Raw genomic sequence first — 23,213 nt, 5'->3', positions numbered from 1 at the left:
TGACAAGCAAGTGAGTAAAAAAATAGAAAATATCGGCAATACGTATACGTCAGATGAAAATAAGAAAAAGCAAAAAATGCAGACGAGAAAACGGGTTGTACGCCGGCGTATCACTGTGTTTGGTGGTATCTTACTCGCAATAATCATAATATTATGCTGTATGCTTGTCACACAGAAACAAAGTAACGAACAAGCCTCGGTAGAACGTCAACAAAAAGAGCATAAATACGAGAAACAACAAAATGAAGAACTTGCCTTAAAAGAAAAATTAAATAATTTGAACGACAAAAGTTACGTAGAAAAAGTGGCGCGTGATGAGTATTATTTAAGTAAAGATGGCGAAGTCGTATTTAAATTACCAGGCGAAAAATCACAATCTGAAAAGAAAGCGTCCAAAGACGATAAATAAGAAAATTTAATTTTTTGAAGCAATATACCATTGTTAAATTGTCAAAACAGGCATATAATAAGGTTAAAATCGAAACGAATCGGGAGGATTTATTTACAATATGTCAATCGAAGTAGGAAACAAACTTAAAGGTAAGGTCACTGGAATTAAAAAGTTTGGCGCATTCGTCGAACTTCCTGAAGGGAAAAGTGGCTTAGTTCACATAAGTGAGGTTGCCGATAATTACGTAGAAAACGTAGAAGATCACTTGTCTGTTGGTGATGAAGTTGAAGTAAAAGTACTTTCAATTGCAGAAGATGGGAAAATCAGCTTATCAATTAAAAAGGCAAAAGATCGACCACGTAGACCACAAAACAAATCACACCAAAAACAAGCTCAACCAAAAGGTGAAGATTTTGAAAAGAAACTAACAAATTTCTTGAAAGATAGTGAAGATAAACTTACTTCTATCAAACGCCAAACTGAATCAAGACGCGGCGGTAAAGGTGCGAGACGTTAATTATAACTTAGTTAAATAATAGGCTGTTTCAAAGGAAATAACTGTATTGTTGAGGTATAACTCAAGATAGATTTTAAGACGAGGCTATATGTCGCAACCGCAGACTGTTTGCTTTTGTTGAAACAGTCTCTTTTTTTGTGGTTATTGCTAGTTCGATAGCGTTTTTCATACAATCTTTAGGAGGTGTCATGATTGCAAGCAAATAGTACAGGTTGGAATCATCACCAGCATCTTGTGCTCGCGGTTTCTACAGGAATAGATAGTATGACATTACTCCATTGTCTACAAACTGAATTAAAAGACACGTATGCATCGCTCACTTGTTTACACGTCAATCATCATCTTCGACCACAATCTGAGAAAGAAGCTTTATTTATTGAACAATACTGTGACCAGCATCACATCCCCCTTTATACACATGATTTAGATTTATCTGAAGTGGTGCAACAAGGAATTAGCATCGAGAATCAAGCAAGAACATCACGTTACCAATGGTTTGATAAGATGATGCAGAAACTTGAAGCCGACGTTTTAATTACTGCACATCACTTAGATGATCAAATTGAGACGATATTTTATAGATTGTTCACAGGCCGTTCTACACGCAGTAGTTTAGGTATGTCGTATATAAGTTCTCGGTCAGGTTATCAATTGTGCCGACCTTTATTAAACACTACAAAATCTGAAATTCGACAATATCAATCCGCACATAAAATTACATATTTCGAAGATCAATCTAATTTAGATAATCAATACGTAAGAAATGATATTCGTAATCGCATCTTACCTGAGATTGAGTCTAATGACCATTTGTCGAGACATCACTTGTTAAAACTGAAAGACTGGCATGATGAACAACGTGAAAAGTTAAAAAACGAAGCACACCAGTTTATTAAAAATGAAGTTGACTTCAACGGTAAAAATATTAAAATTTCAAGAAAAGATTTTGTAGAATTATCACATTCCGTTAAAATGACAGTGTTAGATGAAATTTTACGGGAGTTTCAATTGGGTGATGCAATTCCCGAAAAAACATATAACGCATGGTTCGAACAGATTTCGTCCAATATCGCTCAATGCACATTACACACTACAGATAAATGGATTATTCAAGTTGCTTATGATAAATTGGCCATAATGGCAAATGATGTAACGAAACTTAATCCTATAAGCGTCAATCAGCCAGGTACATACATTTTTGGTGCGTACCAAATTGTAGTTAATCATACAATTTCGAAACAACAATTTCCCATTACAATCCGTACGAGAAACAATGGTGATAAATTTCAACTGAACGGTGCGCATGGTCATAAGAAAGTAAGCAGGTTATTGATTGATGAGAAGATTGTGCAACAAGAGCGTGATGAAATGCCGGTAGTCGTAGGTTCGAACGATGAAATATTAGCAGTAGGCATCTTATTTTTATCACAGCAATTTAATCAACATATAAAAATATTAAAAATGGGAGAGGAATAAAATGCAAGACGATTTAAAAGAGATTTTGTTGTCAGAAGAAGAAATTGAACAGATTTGTAAAGAATTAGGAGAGCAACTAACAACAGATTATGACGGTAAGCCACTTGTTTGTGTAGGTATTTTAAAAGGTTCTGTAATGTTCATGGCTGATTTAATTAAGCGCATCAACACACATTTATCAATAGATTTCATGGATGTGTCTAGTTATCACGGAGGTACTGAGTCTACAGGTGAAGTACAAATCCTTAAAGACTTAGGTTCTTCTATTGAAAACAAAGATGTATTAATTATTGAAGATATCTTAGAAACAGGTACGACATTGAAGTCTATTACTGAATTATTACAATCAAGACGTGTCAATTCAATTGAAATTGTAACACTATTAGATAAACCAAATCGTCGTAAAGCAGATATTGAAGCGAAATATGTAGGTAAGAAAATCCCAGACGAATTCGTAGTAGGATATGGTTTAGACTACAAGGAAAATTATCGAAACCTACCTTATATTGGTACATTGAAACCAGAAATATATTCTAAATAACTTATTTTACAAAGTGTCATTACTTTGTGATATTTAGTAAATCGCTTATGTTTAATTATATATAAATTGATGATAGAATAGTATACCATTAGTCGTAATTAAGCGAATTGGGATATAGTTGATGTTTTTGGGAAATTGTAGACAATAGTTTTAAGACATGAAACTTATGTAGTAGGAAATTTAAATAACTCTATTTTAAAATTTATAGAGAATTGTAACTTAAATACAAAAGTTGAAATACTAGCCTATTCAAGGCGATTTGTGTTACAATTTTTGTTAGTTTTATTATTGAAGTAGGAGGAAACAATGCATGCAGAAGGCCTTTCGTAATGTGCTAGTTATCGCAATCATTGGTGTTATTATATTTGGCTTATTTTCATGGTTAAACGGTAATGGAAATATGCCGAAACAACTTACATATAAGCAATTTGTTAAGCAGTTAGATAAAGGTGAATTAAAATCACTTAAAATCCAACCAGAACAAAACGTATATATGGTAAGTGGTGAAACGAAAAAAGGTGAAGATTACTCTTCAACCATTTTATATAATAATGATAAAGAACTTGAAAAAATAACTGATAAAGCACGTAGTCAAAATGGATTAAATTTTACAGTTAAAGAGGAAGAAAAACAAAGTGTATTTGTTAGTATTCTAACATCACTTATCCCAGTCTTAGTTATCGCTTTATTATTTATTTTCTTCTTAAGCCAAGCTCAAGGCGGTGGCGGCGGTGGTGGCCGTATGATGAACTTTGGTAAATCCAAAGCGAAGATGTACGATAGCCAGAAAAAACGCGTTCGCTTCTCAGATGTTGCTGGTGCAGATGAAGAAAAACAAGAACTCGTAGAAATAGTCGATTTCTTAAAAGATAATAAGCAATTTAAACAGATGGGCTCTAGAATACCTAAAGGTGTGCTATTAGTCGGCCCACCAGGTACAGGTAAGACGTTATTAGCACGTGCAGTTGCAGGTGAAGCTGGTACACCATTCTTCTCAATCAGTGGTTCAGACTTTGTTGAGATGTTTGTGGGTGTCGGTGCGAGCCGTGTACGTGACTTATTCGAAAATGCCAAGAAAAACGCACCATGTATCATCTTTATTGATGAGATTGATGCAGTTGGTCGTCAACGTGGCGCAGGTGTTGGTGGCGGTCACGATGAACGTGAACAAACGCTTAACCAACTTCTTGTTGAAATGGATGGCTTTGGTGAAAATGAAGGCATCATTATGATTGCTGCTACAAACAGACCAGATATTCTCGACCCAGCTTTATTACGTCCAGGTCGTTTTGATAGACAAATTCAAGTCGGCAGACCTGATGTTAAAGGTCGTGAAGCTATTCTTCATGTTCATTCAAGAAATAAACCACTTGATGAAACAGTTGACCTTAAAGCAATTTCACAAAGAACGCCTGGTTTCTCAGGTGCAGATTTAGAAAACCTACTTAACGAGGCATCATTAGTTGCAGTACGTGAAGGTAAAAAGAAAATCGACATGCGTGATATAGAAGAAGCGACAGACAGAGTTATCGCAGGTCCAGCTAAAAAATCACGTGTTATTTCTGATAAAGAACGTAACATCGTGGCACACCACGAAGCAGGACATACAATTATTGGTATGGTACTTGATGAAGCAGAAGTCGTACACAAAGTAACGATTGTACCTCGTGGCCAAGCTGGTGGCTATGCGATGATGTTACCTAAACAAGACCGTTTCTTAATGACAGAACCAGAGTTACTCGATAAAATCTGTGGTCTATTAGGTGGTCGAGTTTCAGAAGACATTAACTTTAACGAAGTATCAACAGGTGCTTCAAATGACTTCGAACGTGCGACTAAAATTGCACGTCAAATGGTTACTGAATATGGTATGAGTAAGAAACTTGGACCTCTTCAATTCTCAAGCGGTGGCAGTGGTCAAGTATTCTTAGGTAAAGACATGCAAGACGACCCTGATTACTCAGGTCAAATTGCATATGAAATTGACAAAGAAGTACAACGTATCGTTAAAGAACAATATGAACGTTGTAAGAATATCTTGTTAGAACATAAACAACAATTACTATTAATTGCTGAAGCATTACTTAAAGAAGAAACATTGGTTGCTGAACAAATTAAATCATTATTCAACGATGGCGTGTTACCAGATGTAGATTACGATTCAGCAGAAGTTGTAAGTAAAGACGACACTGAATTTGAAGATGGTAAATATGGTAAGTCATATGAAGATGTTCGCAGAGAACAATCTGAATTAGGTAAAAAACAACCAGGTTACCGTAATGATGATCAAGATCGTTCTCAAGACGATGATTCAAGTTCAGAACCAAGTGAGGACACTGGTCACGAACAAGCTCCAAACATTGATAAACCGAGCAACCCAAGTGATCCAAACGATCCAAGCAATAGAGACTAATGCTTTCAATCAACCCCTTATTACTGAATATCAGTAGTAAGGGGTTGTTTATTTTTGCTATGCTAAAACAAATGCTTAGCAATTTTAACAGTTAAAAAGTAAAATAAAGCATAAACATTGTTAGCAAAAAATGCGTTAAATGAATGAAAGGATAAAGGAGTTATAAGTGATGGCAAATGATTATATGATTAAAGCACTTGCTTATGGTGGACAAATCAGAGCATATAGTGCGTTAACAACAAATACTGTGCAAGAAGCACAAACAAAGCATTACACTTGGCCAACAGCATCTGCCGCAATAGGTAGAACAATGACTGCTACTGTCATGATGGGAGCGATGTTAAGTGGTGATCAAAAATTAACAGTAACCGTAGAAGGTGGCGGCCCGATTGGTAAGATCACTGCAGATGCCGATGCACAAGGTAACGTACGTGGTTATGTGACTAACCCTCAAACACACTTTCCATTAAATAGTGTTGGTAAATTAGACGTTAGTCGCGCTGTAGGGACACAAGGGGCGCTTACTGTCATTAAAGATGTTGGAATGAAAGATTACTTTTCGGGTTCAAGTGAATTAGTTTCAGGTGAATTAGGCGATGATTTCACTTACTATTTTGCAAAAAGTGAACAAGTTCCATCATCAGTTGGTCTCGGGGTCCTAGTAAATCCTGATAATACGATAAAAGCTGCAGGCGGCTTTATTATACAAGTTATGCCTGGTGCAGAAGATGAAACAATCCGTCAATTAGAAGAATCTATCACTAATATGACGCCAGTCTCTAAATTAATTGATCAAGGGTTAACGCCTGAGGAAATTTTGTATGAAGTATTAGGAAAAGACAATGTTCAAATTCTTGAAGAGATGCCAGCACAATTTGAATGTAATTGTGGCCATGAGAAATTCTTAACAGCGATTAAAGGATTAGGTGAAGCAGAAATCCAAAATATGATTGAAGTAGACCATGGCGCAGAAGCTGAATGTCATTTCTGTCGCAGTAAATATCACTACTCAGAAGAAGAACTTGAAGAATTACTGCAAAGCATGAAATAATTTAATTGAGCTTATTTTTAAACGAGATATTTAAAATATAAGTGGTCATAGTTGTATTTACAGAAAAATCTGATAAAATACAAAGTATATCCGATTAGAGAACTAGGTTTTAACACTTTTTTGAAAAGGGGTAATATACATGACTAAAAAACCAGTAAATAATATTGTAGAAATCATTGGAGAAACACCAGTCGTTAAGTTAAATAATGTTGTAGATGAAGATGCAGCAGACGTATACGTAAAACTTGAATATCAAAATCCAGGCGGTTCAGTTAAAGATCGTATTGCATTAGCTATGATTGAAGACGCTGAAAAATCAGGAAAGATTAAACCAGGTGATACGATTGTAGAACCAACAAGTGGTAACACAGGTATTGGACTTGCATTTGTATGTGCAGCGAAAGGATATAATGCTGTATTCACAATGCCAGAAACAATGAGTCAAGAAAGAAGAAACTTATTGAAAGCTTATGGTGCTCAAGTCGTGTTAACACCAGGTTCAGAAGCGATGAAAGGTGCGATTAAAAAAGCCAAAGAATTAAAAGAAGAGCACGGTTATTTCGAACCTCAACAATTCGAAAACCAAGCAAACCCTCGCGTGCACGAATTAACAACTGGCCCTGAACTCGTTGAACAATTTGAAGGTAAAACAATTGATGCATTCTTAGCAGGTGTTGGTACTGGTGGTACTTTAACTGGTGCAGGTAAAGTGTTAAAAGAAAAATATCCAGATATCGACATTATCGCAATTGAGCCTGAAGATTCTCCAGTATTAAGTGGTGGAGAAGCAGGTCCTCATAAATTACAAGGTCTTGGTGCAGGTTTCGTTCCTGACACATTAAACACAAACATTTATAACGAAATTATCAAAGTTGGAAATGAAACAGCGATGGAAATGGCGCGTAAAGTAGCTAAAGCAGAAGGTATCCTTGGTGGTATTTCATCTGGTGCAGCAATTTACGCAGCGCTTGAAAAAGCTAAACAATTAGGTAAAGGTAAAACAGTTGTTACTGTATTACCAAGTAATGGTGAACGTTACCTATCAACACCGCTATATTCTTTTGATGATTAATCATTATATATTGAAGCCGGTCACACAAATAGTTGTGTGATCGGTTTTTATTATTTTAAATAACTACTGGTGACTTAGGAAAATGGTTCATACATACTGAAAAAAATATTATTTAACGTTATTATAGAATGTAAGTGTATAAATAATAAGTCCTGAAAGTGAAAGGAAGACGACCGACTATGACACATACAAAAATAATGGGTATTCTAAACGTAACACCAGATTCGTTTTCTGATGGTGGACAGTATCAAACAATTGAACATGCAGTTAAACGTGCTGAAGAGATGATTAAAGAAGGCGTAGACATCATCGATATCGGAGGTGTATCTACACGTCCCGGACACTCTGAAGTGAGTTTAGAAGAAGAGTTAGACCGTGTAATGCCTATTGTTAAAGCTCTGTCGAAATTTGACGTCCAGTTATCTGTTGATACATTTCGTAGTGAAGTTGCTGAAGCGGCGATGGAACAAGGCGTTACGATGATAAATGACCAATGGGCAGGCCTATTTGATGAACGTATATTTGATGTAGTTGCCAAATATAAAGGCGAGATTGTACTGATGCATAATGGAGATGGAACACGGGATGAACCAGTTGTTGAAGAAATGTTAGTTTATTTATTAAAACAAGCGCATAGAGCTGAAATGAAAGGTATTCCAAAAGAACATGTTTGGATAGATCCGGGGATTGGTTTTGCTAAGTCTAGAGAGGAAGAGAATGAAGTAATGAAGCGACTTGATGAACTAGTTGCTACAGAATATCCTGTCCTCTTAGCGACCAGTCGTAAACGCTTTATAAAAACCATCATGCATGAAGATTTACCTGCTAAGGAGCGAGATGAAGCTACAGCAGCAACAACGGCATACGGGATTATGAAAGGTGTGCAAGGTGTTCGCGTTCATAATGTACAATTGAATGCACGTATAGCTGAAAGTATGGATATATTAAAGGAGAATGAAAATGAACGACACAATCTTTCTTAATGGTATGGATTTTTATGGTTATCATGGGGTTCTTCCTGCTGAAAATGAAATAGGGCAAATCTTCAGCGTAGATGTGGCTATGAAACTGGACTTATCTACAGCAGGGGAGACAGACGATGTTAATGATACAGTGAATTACGGTGAAGTATATGAACACGTTAAAGAAATTATGGAAGGCAAACCTGTGCAATTGCTAGAGCATCTTGCTGAACGTATTGCAAAACGTATAAATTCACACTATAATCGTGTAATGGAAACAAAAGTAAGCATCACTAAAACAAATCCACCGATACCTGGACATTACAAAGGCGTAGGTGTTGAAATAGTGAGGGTGAATCACTAATGGTTAATGCATATTTAGGTTTAGGAAGTAATATTGGTGATCGTGAAACACAACTTGAAGAAGCCATTCGTATTTTAGATAATAAAGAAGGGATACAAGTTGCACAAACATCGCCAATCTATGAAACAGATCCGGTTGGCTATACCGACCAACCACAATTTTTAAATCAATGCATAGAGGTTCAAACAGTGTTGCCGCCTTCAGACTTATTGAAGGCTTGTCTCGATACAGAACAACAACTGCATCGTGTGAGAGATATACGATGGGGACCTAGAACACTAGATGTTGATATATTAATTTATGGTAATCTCACTGTAGAACAAGATGATTTAATCATTCCACATCCACGTATGTTGGAACGCGCGTTTGTTCTTATACCTTTAAATGATATAGCATCTGACGTGATTGAGCCACAATCACACAAAAAGATTAGTCAACTAGTGAAAACTGACGATACTGTTAAGCAGTATCAGAGTGACGTTTAAGGATTCCTGTTCGGAATAATAGTAGATGACATAAGGCGTGGTGGCAATTGTGATTGGAGAGTGCGAAAGAAATCGAATAACTCACAAATGTAATTATTGAGGTGTTTTCAGCACAAAAAGTATAAATTGCTTTATTACATTCTCGCCGTCTAGTAGAATTAATAAGTGAGAGAGTTGTCGCAACTGAAGTGTGGAAATATGCTTCAGGATACTTTGAAAGTGTAAGAGATAATTTTAAAGTGAGAATAGCATTAACCATGAAGTGCGAAGCAACACATGCTAGAGATTTTAAAAAATTTCCAAATGGAAATCTCAAAAAATAGACCAAAAAGCATAAAGGAGAGGCAAATATGTCAGAAGAAATGAATGACCAAATGCAAGTCCGTCGTCAAAAATTACAAGAACTTTACGATTTAGGGATTGACCCGTTCGGTAAAAAGTTCGATAGATCATCAATGGCGGCTCCATTACACGAAGATTGGGATCAATTTTCAAAAGAAGAATTGAAAGAAAAAGAAGATGAGAGCCAAGTAAGTATCGCTGGTCGTTTAATGACAAAACGTGGTAAAGGGAAAGCTGGATTTGCTCACGTACAAGATTTGTCAGGACAAATTCAAATTTATGTAAGAAAAGACCAAGTTGGAGAAGAACAATTTGAGTTATGGAAAGCTGCTGATTTAGGAGATATCGTCGGCATTGAAGGTGTAATGTTTAAAACAAACACGGGTGAGCTTTCTGTAAAAGCTAAATCATTCACGTTACTAACTAAATCACTACGCCCATTACCAGATAAATTCCATGGTCTACAAGACGTAGAACAACGCTATCGTCAACGTTACCTAGATTTAATTACAAATCAAGATAGTACACAAACGTTTATTAATAGAAGTAAAATCCTACAAGAAATGCGTAACTATCTAAATCAAAACGGATTCTTAGAAGTAGAAACGCCTATGATGCACCAAATCGCAGGTGGTGCAGCAGCAAGACCGTTCGTAACGCATCATAATGCATTAGACGCTACTTTATACATGAGAATCGCAATCGAATTACATTTAAAACGTTTAATTGTTGGTGGATTGGAAAAAGTATATGAAATTGGACGTGTATTCCGTAACGAAGGTGTATCTACACGCCACAATCCTGAATTTACAATGATTGAATTATATGAAGCATACGCCGATTACGAAGATATCATGGATTTAACAGAAAACCTTATTAGACATATTTCTAACCAAGTACGTGGTACAGCTAAATTAACATACGGTGAAGTAGAAGTAGACTTAGAATCTAGTTGGAAACGCGTGCATATGGTAGATGCAGTGAAAGAAGCAACTGGTGTAGATTTCTATGAAGTTAAGAGCGATGAAGAAGCTAAAGCTCTTGCCAAAGAACATGGCATCGAAATTACTGACAACATGAAATATGGTCATATCTTAAATGAATTCTTCGAACAAAAAGTAGAAGAAACGTTAATTCAACCGACATTTGTATATGGTCACCCAATCGAAATTTCTCCATTAGCGAAGAAAAATGAAGAAGACCCACGATTTACAGACCGTTTTGAATTATTCATTGTTGGTAGAGAACATGGTAACGCATTTACAGAACTTAATGACCCAATTGATCAAAGAGAAAGATTTGAAAGCCAATTAGAAGAAAAAGAACAAGGTAATGACGAAGCGCATGATATGGATGAAGATTACATTGAAGCATTAGAGTACGGTATGCCTCCAACTGGTGGTTTAGGTATCGGTATCGATCGTCTTGTTATGTTATTAACTGATTCAGCATCAATCAGAGATGTACTATTATTCCCATACATGAGACAAAAATAATTAAGTATAAACAATTAAATTTAAAGAATTTGAACATGGGCAACTTTTACTATTGTGAAGTTGTCCATGTTTTGTTATGATATTTTTTAAAGCCTTAAAAACAGACGATTAATTATCTAAAGATAATTAAGTGATTACGAAATCTTTTTAATTAGATGTCAAATACTTTTTGAATTGAATGTAAAGAGATAGAAATTTTACAAACTATTATTGTAAAGTAGCAATTGTCTTTTGATTATCTTAGAAAATATTTAAAAAAGTGTTGACGCATAGAGAAAAATGAAGTAATATAAAAAAGTCGTCAAAAACAGGACGTGAAAAAATAATAACACTGTAAATATACTGTAAAAGAAATTTTAAAAAAGTGTAAAATTAACTGTTGCAAACGTTAATTAAACAGTGTAGTATGTATAAAGTAAGTTAATTGTCTGGTGACAATGGCAAGGAGGTCACACCTGTTCCCATGCCGAACACAGAAGTTAAGCTCCTTAGCGCCGATGGTAGTCGGACTTACGTTCCGCAAGAGTAGGACGTTGCCAGGCATTAACTTAAATTGGAGGATTAGCTCAGCTGGGAGAGCATCTGCCTTACAAGCAGGGGGTCGGCGGTTCGAACCCGTCATCCTCCACCATTTAAAAATTTTAGCCGGCCTAGCTCAACTGGTAGAGCAACTGACTTGTAATCAGTAGGTTGGGGGTTCAAGTCCTCTGGCCGGCACCATGTTTTGAGCCATTAGCTCAGTTGGTAGAGCATCTGACTTTTAATCAGAGGGTCAGAGGTTCGAATCCTCTATGGCTCATACAGTTTCATTAAGCAGAAGTAGTTCAGCGGTAGAATACAACCTTGCCAAGGTTGGGGTCGCGGGTTCGAATCCCGTCTTCTGCTCCATTATTTTGCCGGGGTGGCGGAACTGGCAGACGCACAGGACTTAAAATCCTGCGGTGAGAGATCACCGTACCGGTTCGATTCCGGTCCTCGGCACCATCTTTTAATATTGCGCCCGTAGCTCAACTGGATAGAGTGCTTGACTACGGATCAAGAGGTTATGGGTTCGACTCCTATCGGGCGCGCCATTTAAATAGAACCCTTTAATTATATACGGGAAGTAGCTCAGCTTGGTAGAGCACTTGGTTTGGGACCAAGGGGTCGCAGGTTCGAATCCTGTCTTCCCGACTCTTTAAATAATGGGGGCTTAGCTCAGCTGGGAGAGCGCCTGCTTTGCACGCAGGAGGTCAGCGGTTCGATCCCGCTAGTCTCCACCATTTTTGAAATATCAAATGAACATTGAAAACTGAATGACAATATGTCAACGTTAATTCCGAAAAACAACAATTTATTGTTGATTTAACAAGTGTTGAAGAAACACATTTAGTATTATGAGCTAATCAAACATCATAAATTTTTATGGAGAGTTTGATCCTGGCTCAGGATGAACGCTGGCGGCGTGCCTAATACATGCAAGTCGAGCGAACAGATAAGGAGCTTGCTCCTTTGACGTTAGCGGCGGACGGGTGAGTATCACGTGGGTAACCTACCCATAAGACTGGAATAACTCCGGGAAACCGGGGCTAATGCCGGATAATATTTAGAACCGCATGGTTCTAAAGTGAAAGATGGCCTTGCTATCACTTATGGATGGACCCGCGCCGTATTAGCTAGTTGGTAAGGTAACGGCTTACCAAGGCAACGATACGTAGCCGACCTGAGAGGGTGATCGGCCACACTGGAACTGAGACACGGTCCAGACTCCTACGGGAGGCAGCAGTAGGGAATCTTCCGCAATGGGCGAAAGCCTGACGGAGCAACGCCGCGTGAGTGATGAAGGTCTTCGGATCGTAAAGCTCTGTTATTAGGGAAGAACAAATGCGTAAGTAACTGTGCGCGTCTTGACGGTACCTAATCAGAAAGCCACGGCTAACTACGTGCCAGCAGCCGCGGTAATACGTAGGTGGCAAGCGTTATCCGGAATTATTGGGCGTAAAGCGCGCGTAGGCGGTTTTTTAAGTCTGATGTGAAAGCCCACGGCTCAACCGTGGATGGTCATTGGAAACTGGAAAACTTGAGTGCAGAAGAGGAAAGTGGAATTCCATGTGTAGCGGTGAAATGCGCAGAGATATGGAGGAACACCAGTGGCGAAGGCGACTTTCTGGTCTGCAACTGACGCTGATGTGCGAAAGCGTGGGGATCAAACAGGATTAGATACCCTGGTAGTCCACGCTGTAAACGATGAGTGCTAAGTGTTAGGGGGTTTCCGCCCCTTAGTGCTGCAGCTAACGCATTAAGCACTCCGCCTGGGGAGTACGACCGCAAGGTTGAAACTCAAAGGAATTGACGGGGACCCGCACAAGCGGTGGAGCATGTGGTTTAATTCGAAGCAACGCGAAGAACCTTACCAAATCTTGACATCCTTTGATCGCTCTAGAGATAGAGTTTTCCCCTTCGGGGGACAAAGTGACAGGTGGTGCATGGTTGTCGTCAGCTCGTGTCGTGAGATGTTGGGTTAAGTCCCGCAACGAGCGCAACCCTTAAGCTTAGTTGCCATCATTAAGTTGGGCACTCTAGGCTGACTGCCGGTGACAAACCGGAGGAAGGTGGGGATGACGTCAAATCATCATGCCCCTTATGATTTGGGCTACACACGTGCTACAATGGACAATACAAAGGGCAGCTAAACCGCGAGGTCAAGCAAATCCCATAAAGTTGTTCTCAGTTCGGATTGTAGTCTGCAACTCGACTACATGAAGCTGGAATCGCTAGTAATCGTAGATCAGCATGCTACGGTGAATACGTTCCCGGGTCTTGTACACACCGCCCGTCACACCACGAGAGTTTGTAACACCCGAAGCCGGTGGAGTAACCTTTGGAGCTAGCCGTCGAAGGTGGGACAAATGATTGGGGTGAAGTCGTAACAAGGTAGCCGTATCGGAAGGTGCGGCTGGATCACCTCCTTTCTAAGGATATATTCGGAACATCTTCTACGAAGATGAAACGGAATAACATTGACATATTGTATTCAGTTTTGAATGCTCATCAGAGTATTTAAAATATTATAGAAATGGGCCTATAGCTCAGCTGGTTAGAGCGCACGCCTGATAAGCGTGAGGTCGGTGGTTCGAGTCCACTTAGGCCCACCATTTTGTACATTGAAAACTAGATAAATAAGTAAAATAATGATTTTACCAAGCAAAACCGAGTGAATAGCGTGTATACGCTTGAATTCAAAAATAATCGCTAGTGTTCGAAAGAACACTCACAGATTAATAACGTTTGCTTTTTAGTCTTTTGACTAAAAACATAGATTAAGTTATTAAGGGCGCACGGTGAATGCCTTGGCACTAGAAGCCGATGAAGGACGTTACTAACGACGATATGCTTTGGGGAGCTGTAAGTAAGCTGTGATCCAGAGATTTCCGAATGGGGAAACCCAACACGAGTTATGTCGTGTTATCGATATGTGAATACATAGCATATCCGAAGGTAGACGCGGAGAACTGAAACATCTTAGTACCCGCAGGAAGAGAAAGAAAAATCGATTCCCTGAGTAGCGGCGAGCGAAACGGGAAGAGCCCAAACCAATGAGCTTGCTTATTGGGGTTGTAGGACACTCTCTACGGAGTTAGAAAAGAATAGATTAGACGAAGTAACTGGAAAGTTACATCAGAGAAGGTAATAATCCTGTAGTCGAAAATCTGTTCACTCTTGAGTGGATCCTGAGTACGACGGAGCACGTGTAATTCCGTCGGAATCTGGGAGGACCATCTCCTAAGGCTAAATACTCTCTAGTGACCGATAGTGAACCAGTACCGTGAGGGAAAGGTGAAAAGTACCCCGGAAGGGGAGTGAAATAGAACTTGAAACCGTGTGCTTACAAGTAGTCAGAGCCCGTTAATGGGTGATGGCGTGCCTTTTGTAGAATGAACCGGCGAGTTACGATCTGATGCAAGGTTAAGCAGCAAATGTGGAGCCGTAGCGAAAGCGAGTCTGAATAGGGCGTTGAGTATTTGGTCGTAGACCCGAAACCAGGTGATCTACCCATGACCAGGCTGAAGTTCAGGTAACACTGAATGGAGGGCCGAACCGACTTACGTTGAAAAGTGAGCGGATGAGTTGTGGGTAGCGGAGAAATTCCAATCGAACCTGGAGATAGCTGGTTCTCTCCGAAATAGCTTTAGGGCTAGCCTCAAGTGATGATTATTGGAGGTAGAGCACTGTTTGGACGAGGGGCCCTTCTCGGGTTACCGAATTCAGACAAACTCCGAATGCCAATCAATTTAACTTGGGAGTCAGAACGCGAGTGATAAGATCCGTGTTCGAAAGGGAAACAGCCCAGACCACCAGCTAAGGTCCCAAAATATATGTTAAGTGGAAAAGGATGTGGCGTTGCCCAGACAACTAGGATGTTGGCTTAGAAGCAGCCATCATTTAAAGAGTGCGTAATAGCTCACTAGTCGAGTGACACTGCGCCGAAAATGTACCGGGGCTAAACATATTACCGAAGCTGTGGATTGTCCGTAGGACAATGGTAGGAGAGCGTTCTAAGGGCGTTGAAGCATGATCGCAAGGACATGTGGAGCGCTTAGAAGTGAGAATGCCGGTGTGAGTAGCGAAAGACGGGTGAGAATCCCGTCCACCGATTGACTAAGGTTTCCAGAGGAAGGCTCGTCCGCTCTGGGTTAGTCGGGTCCTAAGCTGAGGCCGACAGGCGTAGGCGATGGATAACAGGTTGATATTCCTGTACCACCATGATTCGTTTTAAGCGATGGGAGGACGCAGTAGGATAGGCGAAGCGTGCTGTTGGAGTGCACGTCCAAGCAATAAGACTGAGTGTTAGGCAAATCCGACACTCATAAGGTCAAGTTGTGATGGGGAGAGGAAATTGTTTCCTCGAGTCGCTGATTTCACACTGCCAAGAAAAGTCTCTAGCTAGAATACTGGTGCCCGTACCGCAAACCGACACAGGTAGTCAAGATGAGAATTCTAAGGTGAGCGAGCGAACTCTCGTTAAGGAACTCGGCAAAATGACCCCGTAACTTCGGGAGAAGGGGTGCTCTTTAGGGTGCAAGCCCAGGAGAGCCGCAGTGAATAGGCCCAAGCGACTGTTTATCAAAAACACAGGTCTCTGCTAAACCGTAAGGTGATGTATAGGGGCTGACGCCTGCCCGGTGCTGGAAGGTTAAGAGGAGTGGTTAGCTTCTGCGAAGCCACGAATCGAAGCCCCAGTAAACGGCGGCCGTAACTATAACGGTCCTAAGGTAGCGAAATTCCTTGTCGGGTAAGTTCCGACCCGCACGAAAGGCGTAACGATTTGGGCACTGTCTCAACGAGAGACTCGGTGAAATCATAGTACCTGTGAAGATGCAGGTTACCCGCGACAGGACGGAAAGACCCCGTGGAGCTTTACTGTAGTCTGATATTGAAATTCGGCACAGCTTGTACAGGATAGGTAGGAGCCTTAGAAACGTGAGCGCTAGCTTACGTGGAGGCGTTGGTGGGATACTACCCTTGCTGTGTTGGATTTCTAACCCGCACCATTAATCATGGTGGGAGACAGTGTCAGATGGGCAGTTTGACTGGGGCGGTCGCCTCCTAAAGAGTAACGGAGGCGCTCAAAGGTTTCCTCAGAATGGTTGGAAATCATTCATAGAGTGTAAAGGCATAAGGAAGCTTGACTGCGAGACCTACAAGTCGAGCAGGGTCGAAAGACGGACTTAGTGATCCGGTGGTTCCGCATGGAAGGGCCATCGCTCAACGGATAAAAGCTACCCCGGGGATAACAGGCTTATCTCCCCCAAGAGTTCACATCGACGGGGAGGTTTGGCACCTCGATGTCGGCTCATCGCATCCTGGGGCTGTAGTCGGTCCCAAGGGTTGGGCTGTTCGCCCATTAAAGCGGTACGCGAGCTGGGTTCAGAACGTCGTGAGACAGTTCGGTCCCTATCCGTCGTGGGCGTAGGAAATTTGAGAGGAGCTGTCCTTAGTACGAGAGGACCGGGATGGACATACCTCTGGTGTACCAGTTGTCGTGCCAACGGCATCGCTGGGTAGCTATGTATGGACGGGATAAGTGCTGAAAGCATCTAAGCATGAAGCCCCCCTCAAGATGAGATTTCCCAACTTCGGTTATAAGATCCCTCAAAGATGATGAGGTTAATAGGTTCGAGGTGGAAGCGTAGCGATACGTGGAGCTGACGAATACTAATCGATCGAAGACTTAATCAATTTTTAAACGTTTTGTTTGGTTTCATTCATTTTACTTATTATCTAGTTTTGAATGTATAATTTCATACATTGCATTGTCTGGTGACAATGGCAAGGAGGTCACACCTGTTCCCATGTCGAACACAGAAGTTAAGATCCTTAGCGCCGATGGTAGTCGGACTTACGTTCCGCAAGAGTAGGACGTTGCCAGGCAATTATTCGGAGGATTAGCTCAGCTGGGAGAGCATCTGCCTTACAAGCAGGGGGTCGGCGGTTCGAACCCGTCATCCTCCACCATTTAAATACATTAGCCGGCCTAGCTCAACTGGTAGAGCAACTGACTTGTAATCAGTAGGTTGGGGGTTCAAGTCCTCTGGCCGGCACCATGTTTTGAGCCATTAGCTCAGTTGGTAGAGCATCTGACTTTTAATCAGAGGGTCAGAGGTTCGAATCCTCTATGGCTCATACAGTTTCATTAAGCAGAAGTAGTTCAGCGGTAGAATACAACCTTGCCAAGGTTGGGGTCGCGGGTTCGAATCCCGTCTTCTGCTCCATTATTTTGCCGGGGTGGCGGAACTGGCAGACGCACAGGACTTAAAATCCTGCGGTGAGAGATCACCGTACCGGTTCGATTCCGGTCCTCGGCACCATCTTTTAATATTGCGCCCGTAGCTCAACTGGATAGAGTGCTTGACTACGGATCAAGAGGTTATGGGTTCGACTCCTATCGGGCGCGCCATTTAAATAGAACCCTTTAATTATATACGGGAAGTAGCTCAGCTTGGTAGAGCACTTGGTTTGGGACCAAGGGGTCGCAGGTTCGAATCCTGTCTTCCCGACTCTTTAAATAATGGGGGCTTAGCTCAGCTGGGAGAGCGCCTGCTTTGCACGCAGGAGGTCAGCGGTTCGATCCCGCTAGTCTCCACCATTTTTGAAATATCAAATGAACATTGAAAACTGAATGACAATATGTCAACGTTAATTCCGAAAAACAACAATTTATTGTTGATTTAACAAGTGTTGAAGAAACACATTTAGTATTATGAGCTAATCAAACATCATAAATTTTTATGGAGAGTTTGATCCTGGCTCAGGATGAACGCTGGCGGCGTGCCTAATACATGCAAGTCGAGCGAACAGATAAGGAGCTTGCTCCTTTGACGTTAGCGGCGGACGGGTGAGTATCACGTGGGTAACCTACCCATAAGACTGGAATAACTCCGGGAAACCGGGGCTAATGCCGGATAATATTTAGAACCGCATGGTTCTAAAGTGAAAGATGGCCTTGCTATCACTTATGGATGGACCCGCGCCGTATTAGCTAGTTGGTAAGGTAACGGCTTACCAAGGCAACGATACGTAGCCGACCTGAGAGGGTGATCGGCCACACTGGAACTGAGACACGGTCCAGACTCCTACGGGAGGCAGCAGTAGGGAATCTTCCGCAATGGGCGAAAGCCTGACGGAGCAACGCCGCGTGAGTGATGAAGGTCTTCGGATCGTAAAGCTCTGTTATTAGGGAAGAACAAATGCGTAAGTAACTGTGCGCGTCTTGACGGTACCTAATCAGAAAGCCACGGCTAACTACGTGCCAGCAGCCGCGGTAATACGTAGGTGGCAAGCGTTATCCGGAATTATTGGGCGTAAAGCGCGCGTAGGCGGTTTTTTAAGTCTGATGTGAAAGCCCACGGCTCAACCGTGGATGGTCATTGGAAACTGGAAAACTTGAGTGCAGAAGAGGAAAGTGGAATTCCATGTGTAGCGGTGAAATGCGCAGAGATATGGAGGAACACCAGTGGCGAAGGCGACTTTCTGGTCTGCAACTGACGCTGATGTGCGAAAGCGTGGGGATCAAACAGGATTAGATACCCTGGTAGTCCACGCTGTAAACGATGAGTGCTAAGTGTTAGGGGGTTTCCGCCCCTTAGTGCTGCAGCTAACGCATTAAGCACTCCGCCTGGGGAGTACGACCGCAAGGTTGAAACTCAAAGGAATTGACGGGGACCCGCACAAGCGGTGGAGCATGTGGTTTAATTCGAAGCAACGCGAAGAACCTTACCAAATCTTGACATCCTTTGATCGCTCTAGAGATAGAGTTTTCCCCTTCGGGGGACAAAGTGACAGGTGGTGCATGGTTGTCGTCAGCTCGTGTCGTGAGATGTTGGGTTAAGTCCCGCAACGAGCGCAACCCTTAAGCTTAGTTGCCATCATTAAGTTGGGCACTCTAGGCTGACTGCCGGTGACAAACCGGAGGAAGGTGGGGATGACGTCAAATCATCATGCCCCTTATGATTTGGGCTACACACGTGCTACAATGGACAATACAAAGGGCAGCTAAACCGCGAGGTCAAGCAAATCCCATAAAGTTGTTCTCAGTTCGGATTGTAGTCTGCAACTCGACTACATGAAGCTGGAATCGCTAGTAATCGTAGATCAGCATGCTACGGTGAATACGTTCCCGGGTCTTGTACACACCGCCCGTCACACCACGAGAGTTTGTAACACCCGAAGCCGGTGGAGTAACCTTTGGAGCTAGCCGTCGAAGGTGGGACAAATGATTGGGGTGAAGTCGTAACAAGGTAGCCGTATCGGAAGGTGCGGCTGGATCACCTCCTTTCTAAGGATATATTCGGAACATCTTCTACGAAGATGAAACGGAATAACATTGACATATTGTATTCAGTTTTGAATGCTCATCAGAGTATTTAAAATATTATAGAAATGGGCCTATAGCTCAGCTGGTTAGAGCGCACGCCTGATAAGCGTGAGGTCGGTGGTTCGAGTCCACTTAGGCCCACCATTTTGTACATTGAAAACTAGATAAATAAGTAAAATAATGATTTTACCAAGCAAAACCGAGTGAATAGCGTGTATACGCTTGAATTCAAAAATAATCGCTAGTGTTCGAAAGAACACTCACAGATTAATAACGTTTGCTTTTTAGTCTTTTGACTAAAAACATAGATTAAGTTATTAAGGGCGCACGGTGAATGCCTTGGCACTAGAAGCCGATGAAGGACGTTACTAACGACGATATGCTTTGGGGAGCTGTAAGTAAGCTGTGATCCAGAGATTTCCGAATGGGGAAACCCAACACGAGTTATGTCGTGTTATCGATATGTGAATACATAGCATATCCGAAGGTAGACGCGGAGAACTGAAACATCTTAGTACCCGCAGGAAGAGAAAGAAAAATCGATTCCCTGAGTAGCGGCGAGCGAAACGGGAAGAGCCCAAACCAATGAGCTTGCTTATTGGGGTTGTAGGACACTCTCTACGGAGTTAGAAAAGAATAGATTAGACGAAGTAACTGGAAAGTTACATCAGAGAAGGTAATAATCCTGTAGTCGAAAATCTGTTCACTCTTGAGTGGATCCTGAGTACGACGGAGCACGTGTAATTCCGTCGGAATCTGGGAGGACCATCTCCTAAGGCTAAATACTCTCTAGTGACCGATAGTGAACCAGTACCGTGAGGGAAAGGTGAAAAGTACCCCGGAAGGGGAGTGAAATAGAACTTGAAACCGTGTGCTTACAAGTAGTCAGAGCCCGTTAATGGGTGATGGCGTGCCTTTTGTAGAATGAACCGGCGAGTTACGATCTGATGCAAGGTTAAGCAGCAAATGTGGAGCCGTAGCGAAAGCGAGTCTGAATAGGGCGTTGAGTATTTGGTCGTAGACCCGAAACCAGGTGATCTACCCATGACCAGGCTGAAGTTCAGGTAACACTGAATGGAGGGCCGAACCGACTTACGTTGAAAAGTGAGCGGATGAGTTGTGGGTAGCGGAGAAATTCCAATCGAACCTGGAGATAGCTGGTTCTCTCCGAAATAGCTTTAGGGCTAGCCTCAAGTGATGATTATTGGAGGTAGAGCACTGTTTGGACGAGGGGCCCTTCTCGGGTTACCGAATTCAGACAAACTCCGAATGCCAATCAATTTAACTTGGGAGTCAGAACGCGAGTGATAAGATCCGTGTTCGAAAGGGAAACAGCCCAGACCACCAGCTAAGGTCCCAAAATATATGTTAAGTGGAAAAGGATGTGGCGTTGCCCAGACAACTAGGATGTTGGCTTAGAAGCAGCCATCATTTAAAGAGTGCGTAATAGCTCACTAGTCGAGTGACACTGCGCCGAAAATGTACCGGGGCTAAACATATTACCGAAGCTGTGGATTGTCCGTAGGACAATGGTAGGAGAGCGTTCTAAGGGCGTTGAAGCATGATCGCAAGGACATGTGGAGCGCTTAGAAGTGAGAATGCCGGTGTGAGTAGCGAAAGACGGGTGAGAATCCCGTCCACCGATTGACTAAGGTTTCCAGAGGAAGGCTCGTCCGCTCTGGGTTAGTCGGGTCCTAAGCTGAGGCCGACAGGCGTAGGCGATGGATAACAGGTTGATATTCCTGTACCACCATGATTCGTTTTAAGCGATGGGAGGACGCAGTAGGATAGGCGAAGCGTGCTGTTGGAGTGCACGTCCAAGCAATAAGACTGAGTGTTAGGCAAATCCGACACTCATAAGGTCAAGTTGTGATGGGGAGAGGAAATTGTTTCCTCGAGTCGCTGATTTCACACTGCCAAGAAAAGTCTCTAGCTAGAATACTGGTGCCCGTACCGCAAACCGACACAGGTAGTCAAGATGAGAATTCTAAGGTGAGCGAGCGAACTCTCGTTAAGGAACTCGGCAAAATGACCCCGTAACTTCGGGAGAAGGGGTGCTCTTTAGGGTGCAAGCCCAGGAGAGCCGCAGTGAATAGGCCCAAGCGACTGTTTATCAAAAACACAGGTCTCTGCTAAACCGTAAGGTGATGTATAGGGGCTGACGCCTGCCCGGTGCTGGAAGGTTAAGAGGAGTGGTTAGCTTCTGCGAAGCCACGAATCGAAGCCCCAGTAAACGGCGGCCGTAACTATAACGGTCCTAAGGTAGCGAAATTCCTTGTCGGGTAAGTTCCGACCCGCACGAAAGGCGTAACGATTTGGGCACTGTCTCAACGAGAGACTCGGTGAAATCATAGTACCTGTGAAGATGCAGGTTACCCGCGACAGGACGGAAAGACCCCGTGGAGCTTTACTGTAGTCTGATATTGAAATTCGGCACAGCTTGTACAGGATAGGTAGGAGCCTTAGAAACGTGAGCGCTAGCTTACGTGGAGGCGTTGGTGGGATACTACCCTTGCTGTGTTGGATTTCTAACCCGCACCATTAATCATGGTGGGAGACAGTGTCAGATGGGCAGTTTGACTGGGGCGGTCGCCTCCTAAAGAGTAACGGAGGCGCTCAAAGGTTTCCTCAGAATGGTTGGAAATCATTCATAGAGTGTAAAGGCATAAGGAAGCTTGACTGCGAGACCTACAAGTCGAGCAGGGTCGAAAGACGGACTTAGTGATCCGGTGGTTCCGCATGGAAGGGCCATCGCTCAACGGATAAAAGCTACCCCGGGGATAACAGGCTTATCTCCCCCAAGAGTTCACATCGACGGGGAGGTTTGGCACCTCGATGTCGGCTCATCGCATCCTGGGGCTGTAGTCGGTCCCAAGGGTTGGGCTGTTCGCCCATTAAAGCGGTACGCGAGCTGGGTTCAGAACGTCGTGAGACAGTTCGGTCCCTATCCGTCGTGGGCGTAGGAAATTTGAGAGGAGCTGTCCTTAGTACGAGAGGACCGGGATGGACATACCTCTGGTGTACCAGTTGTCGTGCCAACGGCATCGCTGGGTAGCTATGTATGGACGGGATAAGTGCTGAAAGCATCTAAGCATGAAGCCCCCCTCAAGATGAGATTTCCCAACTTCGGTTATAAGATCCCTCAAAGATGATGAGGTTAATAGGTTCGAGGTGGAAGCGTAGCGATACGTGGAGCTGACGAATACTAATCGATCGAAGACTTAATCAATTTTTAAACGTTTTGTTTGG

At 42.3% G+C, this 23,213-nt stretch carries 11 protein-coding genes, 18 tRNA genes and 6 rRNA genes; all 35 read left to right on the top strand.

What is annotated here, in order from left to right; translation table 11 throughout:
• Positions 1–10: 10 nt before the first annotated feature.
• Positions 11–409 carry an FtsB family cell division protein gene (locus tag NGI30_RS09415; protein ID WP_251943468.1) on the top strand — a complete coding sequence of 133 codons (399 nt, stop codon included), beginning with the start codon at positions 11–13 and terminating at the stop codon, positions 407–409.
• Positions 410–509: 100 nt separating this feature from the next.
• Positions 510–908 (top strand): S1 domain-containing RNA-binding protein, encoded by a 399-nt coding sequence (locus NGI30_RS09410; RefSeq protein WP_251521016.1) that lies wholly within the window; start codon positions 510–512, stop codon positions 906–908.
• A gap of 192 nt (positions 909–1,100) precedes the next feature.
• Positions 1,101–2,384: a tRNA lysidine(34) synthetase TilS gene (gene tilS, locus NGI30_RS09405; protein ID WP_251943466.1), complete on the top strand. Its 1,284-nt coding sequence runs from the start codon at positions 1,101–1,103 to the stop codon at positions 2,382–2,384.
• A gap of 1 nt (position 2,385) precedes the next feature.
• A complete protein-coding gene (gene hpt / locus NGI30_RS09400) occupies positions 2,386–2,925 on the top strand; it encodes a hypoxanthine phosphoribosyltransferase (RefSeq protein ID WP_251521010.1) in 540 nt (179 codons plus the stop codon).
• Between the two features lie 310 nt (positions 2,926–3,235).
• Positions 3,236–5,338, top strand: a complete 2,103-nt coding sequence (gene ftsH, locus NGI30_RS09395) for an ATP-dependent zinc metalloprotease FtsH (protein ID WP_251943464.1) — start codon at positions 3,236–3,238, stop codon at positions 5,336–5,338.
• 169 nt (positions 5,339–5,507) lie between these two features.
• On the top strand, positions 5,508–6,389 hold the full coding sequence (hslO, locus tag NGI30_RS09390; RefSeq protein ID WP_251521004.1) for an Hsp33 family molecular chaperone HslO: 882 nt from the start codon (positions 5,508–5,510) through the stop codon (positions 6,387–6,389).
• Between the two features lie 139 nt (positions 6,390–6,528).
• Positions 6,529–7,461: a cysteine synthase A gene (gene cysK / locus NGI30_RS09385; RefSeq protein WP_251521001.1), complete on the top strand. Its 933-nt coding sequence runs from the start codon at positions 6,529–6,531 to the stop codon at positions 7,459–7,461.
• A gap of 179 nt (positions 7,462–7,640) precedes the next feature.
• Entirely contained in the window at positions 7,641–8,444 is an 804-nt protein-coding gene (gene folP / locus NGI30_RS09380; RefSeq protein WP_251520998.1) for a dihydropteroate synthase, read from the top strand.
• Positions 8,422–8,787: a dihydroneopterin aldolase gene (gene folB / locus NGI30_RS09375; RefSeq protein ID WP_251520994.1), complete on the top strand. Its 366-nt coding sequence runs from the start codon at positions 8,422–8,424 to the stop codon at positions 8,785–8,787. The genes folP and folB overlap by 23 nt, the downstream gene beginning before the upstream one ends.
• On the top strand, positions 8,787–9,272 hold the full coding sequence (folK, locus tag NGI30_RS09370; RefSeq protein ID WP_251520992.1) for a 2-amino-4-hydroxy-6-hydroxymethyldihydropteridine diphosphokinase: 486 nt from the start codon (positions 8,787–8,789) through the stop codon (positions 9,270–9,272). Before folB ends, folK begins: the two co-directional genes overlap by 1 nt.
• Before the next feature lie 350 nt (positions 9,273–9,622).
• Positions 9,623–11,110, top strand: a complete 1,488-nt coding sequence (gene lysS, locus NGI30_RS09365; RefSeq protein ID WP_251943461.1) for a lysine--tRNA ligase — start codon at positions 9,623–9,625, stop codon at positions 11,108–11,110.
• A gap of 427 nt (positions 11,111–11,537) precedes the next feature.
• Positions 11,538–11,652: ribosomal RNA gene (rrf, locus tag NGI30_RS09360) — 5S ribosomal RNA — on the top strand.
• 13 nt (positions 11,653–11,665) lie between these two features.
• Positions 11,666–11,741, top strand: a tRNA-Val gene (locus tag NGI30_RS09355).
• A 13-nt stretch (positions 11,742–11,754) separates the two neighbouring features.
• Positions 11,755–11,830: transfer RNA gene (locus tag NGI30_RS09350), tRNA-Thr, on the top strand.
• 6 nt (positions 11,831–11,836) lie between these two features.
• Positions 11,837–11,909 (top strand) — tRNA-Lys (locus tag NGI30_RS09345).
• A 14-nt stretch (positions 11,910–11,923) separates the two neighbouring features.
• Positions 11,924–11,998, top strand: a tRNA-Gly gene (locus NGI30_RS09340).
• Positions 11,999–12,005: 7 nt separating this feature from the next.
• Positions 12,006–12,094, top strand: a tRNA-Leu gene (locus tag NGI30_RS09335).
• A 12-nt stretch (positions 12,095–12,106) separates the two neighbouring features.
• Positions 12,107–12,183 (top strand) — tRNA-Arg (locus NGI30_RS09330).
• Positions 12,184–12,209: 26 nt separating this feature from the next.
• Positions 12,210–12,283: transfer RNA gene (locus NGI30_RS09325), tRNA-Pro, on the top strand.
• 13 nt (positions 12,284–12,296) lie between these two features.
• Positions 12,297–12,372: transfer RNA gene (locus NGI30_RS09320), tRNA-Ala, on the top strand.
• 139 nt (positions 12,373–12,511) lie between these two features.
• Positions 12,512–14,061 (top strand): 16S ribosomal RNA (locus NGI30_RS09315).
• Positions 14,062–14,167: 106 nt separating this feature from the next.
• Positions 14,168–14,244 (top strand) — tRNA-Ile (locus tag NGI30_RS09310).
• A gap of 163 nt (positions 14,245–14,407) precedes the next feature.
• A 23S ribosomal RNA gene (locus NGI30_RS09305) occupies positions 14,408–17,329 on the top strand.
• Positions 17,330–17,406: 77 nt separating this feature from the next.
• A 5S ribosomal RNA gene (rrf, locus tag NGI30_RS09300) occupies positions 17,407–17,521 on the top strand.
• An 8-nt stretch (positions 17,522–17,529) separates the two neighbouring features.
• A tRNA-Val gene (locus NGI30_RS09295) sits at positions 17,530–17,605 on the top strand.
• A 13-nt stretch (positions 17,606–17,618) separates the two neighbouring features.
• A tRNA-Thr gene (locus NGI30_RS09290) sits at positions 17,619–17,694 on the top strand.
• 6 nt (positions 17,695–17,700) lie between these two features.
• Positions 17,701–17,773: transfer RNA gene (locus tag NGI30_RS09285), tRNA-Lys, on the top strand.
• A gap of 14 nt (positions 17,774–17,787) precedes the next feature.
• A tRNA-Gly gene (locus NGI30_RS09280) sits at positions 17,788–17,862 on the top strand.
• A 7-nt stretch (positions 17,863–17,869) separates the two neighbouring features.
• Positions 17,870–17,958 (top strand) — tRNA-Leu (locus NGI30_RS09275).
• Positions 17,959–17,970: 12 nt separating this feature from the next.
• A tRNA-Arg gene (locus tag NGI30_RS09270) sits at positions 17,971–18,047 on the top strand.
• A 26-nt stretch (positions 18,048–18,073) separates the two neighbouring features.
• Positions 18,074–18,147: transfer RNA gene (locus tag NGI30_RS09265), tRNA-Pro, on the top strand.
• A 13-nt stretch (positions 18,148–18,160) separates the two neighbouring features.
• Positions 18,161–18,236, top strand: a tRNA-Ala gene (locus NGI30_RS09260).
• Between the two features lie 139 nt (positions 18,237–18,375).
• Positions 18,376–19,925: ribosomal RNA gene (locus NGI30_RS09255) — 16S ribosomal RNA — on the top strand.
• Between the two features lie 106 nt (positions 19,926–20,031).
• Positions 20,032–20,108, top strand: a tRNA-Ile gene (locus NGI30_RS09250).
• Between the two features lie 163 nt (positions 20,109–20,271).
• Positions 20,272–23,193, top strand: a 23S ribosomal RNA gene (locus NGI30_RS09245).
• Together the 16S, 23S and 5S rRNA genes with 18 tRNA genes alongside form the textbook arrangement of a ribosomal RNA operon.
• Positions 23,194–23,213: the final 20 nt, after the last annotated feature.

The sequence above is a fragment of the Staphylococcus sp. Marseille-Q5304 genome, assembly GCF_943737015.1.
Lineage (GTDB): Bacteria > Bacillota > Bacilli > Staphylococcales > Staphylococcaceae > Staphylococcus > Staphylococcus hsinchuensis.
The sequence above is the reverse complement of the archived record's forward strand: the minus strand, read 5'-3'. Positions and strand labels throughout refer to the sequence as shown.

Bases quoted from the DNA above. Each gene is read 5' to 3' on its own strand.
- NGI30_RS09410 (WP_251521016.1), top strand. From the start codon at position 510: ATGTCAATCGAAGTAGGAAACAAACTTAAAGGTAAGGTCACTGGAATT.
- hpt (WP_251521010.1), top strand. From the start codon at position 2,386: ATGCAAGACGATTTAAAAGAGATTTTGTTGTCAGAAGAAGAAATTGAA.
- ftsH (WP_251943464.1), top strand. From the start codon at position 3,236: ATGCAGAAGGCCTTTCGTAATGTGCTAGTTATCGCAATCATTGGTGTT.
- hslO (WP_251521004.1), top strand. From the start codon at position 5,508: ATGGCAAATGATTATATGATTAAAGCACTTGCTTATGGTGGACAAATC.
- cysK (WP_251521001.1), top strand. From the start codon at position 6,529: ATGACTAAAAAACCAGTAAATAATATTGTAGAAATCATTGGAGAAACA.
- folP (WP_251520998.1), top strand. From the start codon at position 7,641: ATGACACATACAAAAATAATGGGTATTCTAAACGTAACACCAGATTCG.
- folB (WP_251520994.1), top strand. From the start codon at position 8,422: ATGAACGACACAATCTTTCTTAATGGTATGGATTTTTATGGTTATCAT.
- folK (WP_251520992.1), top strand. From the start codon at position 8,787: ATGGTTAATGCATATTTAGGTTTAGGAAGTAATATTGGTGATCGTGAA.
- lysS (WP_251943461.1), top strand. From the start codon at position 9,623: ATGTCAGAAGAAATGAATGACCAAATGCAAGTCCGTCGTCAAAAATTA.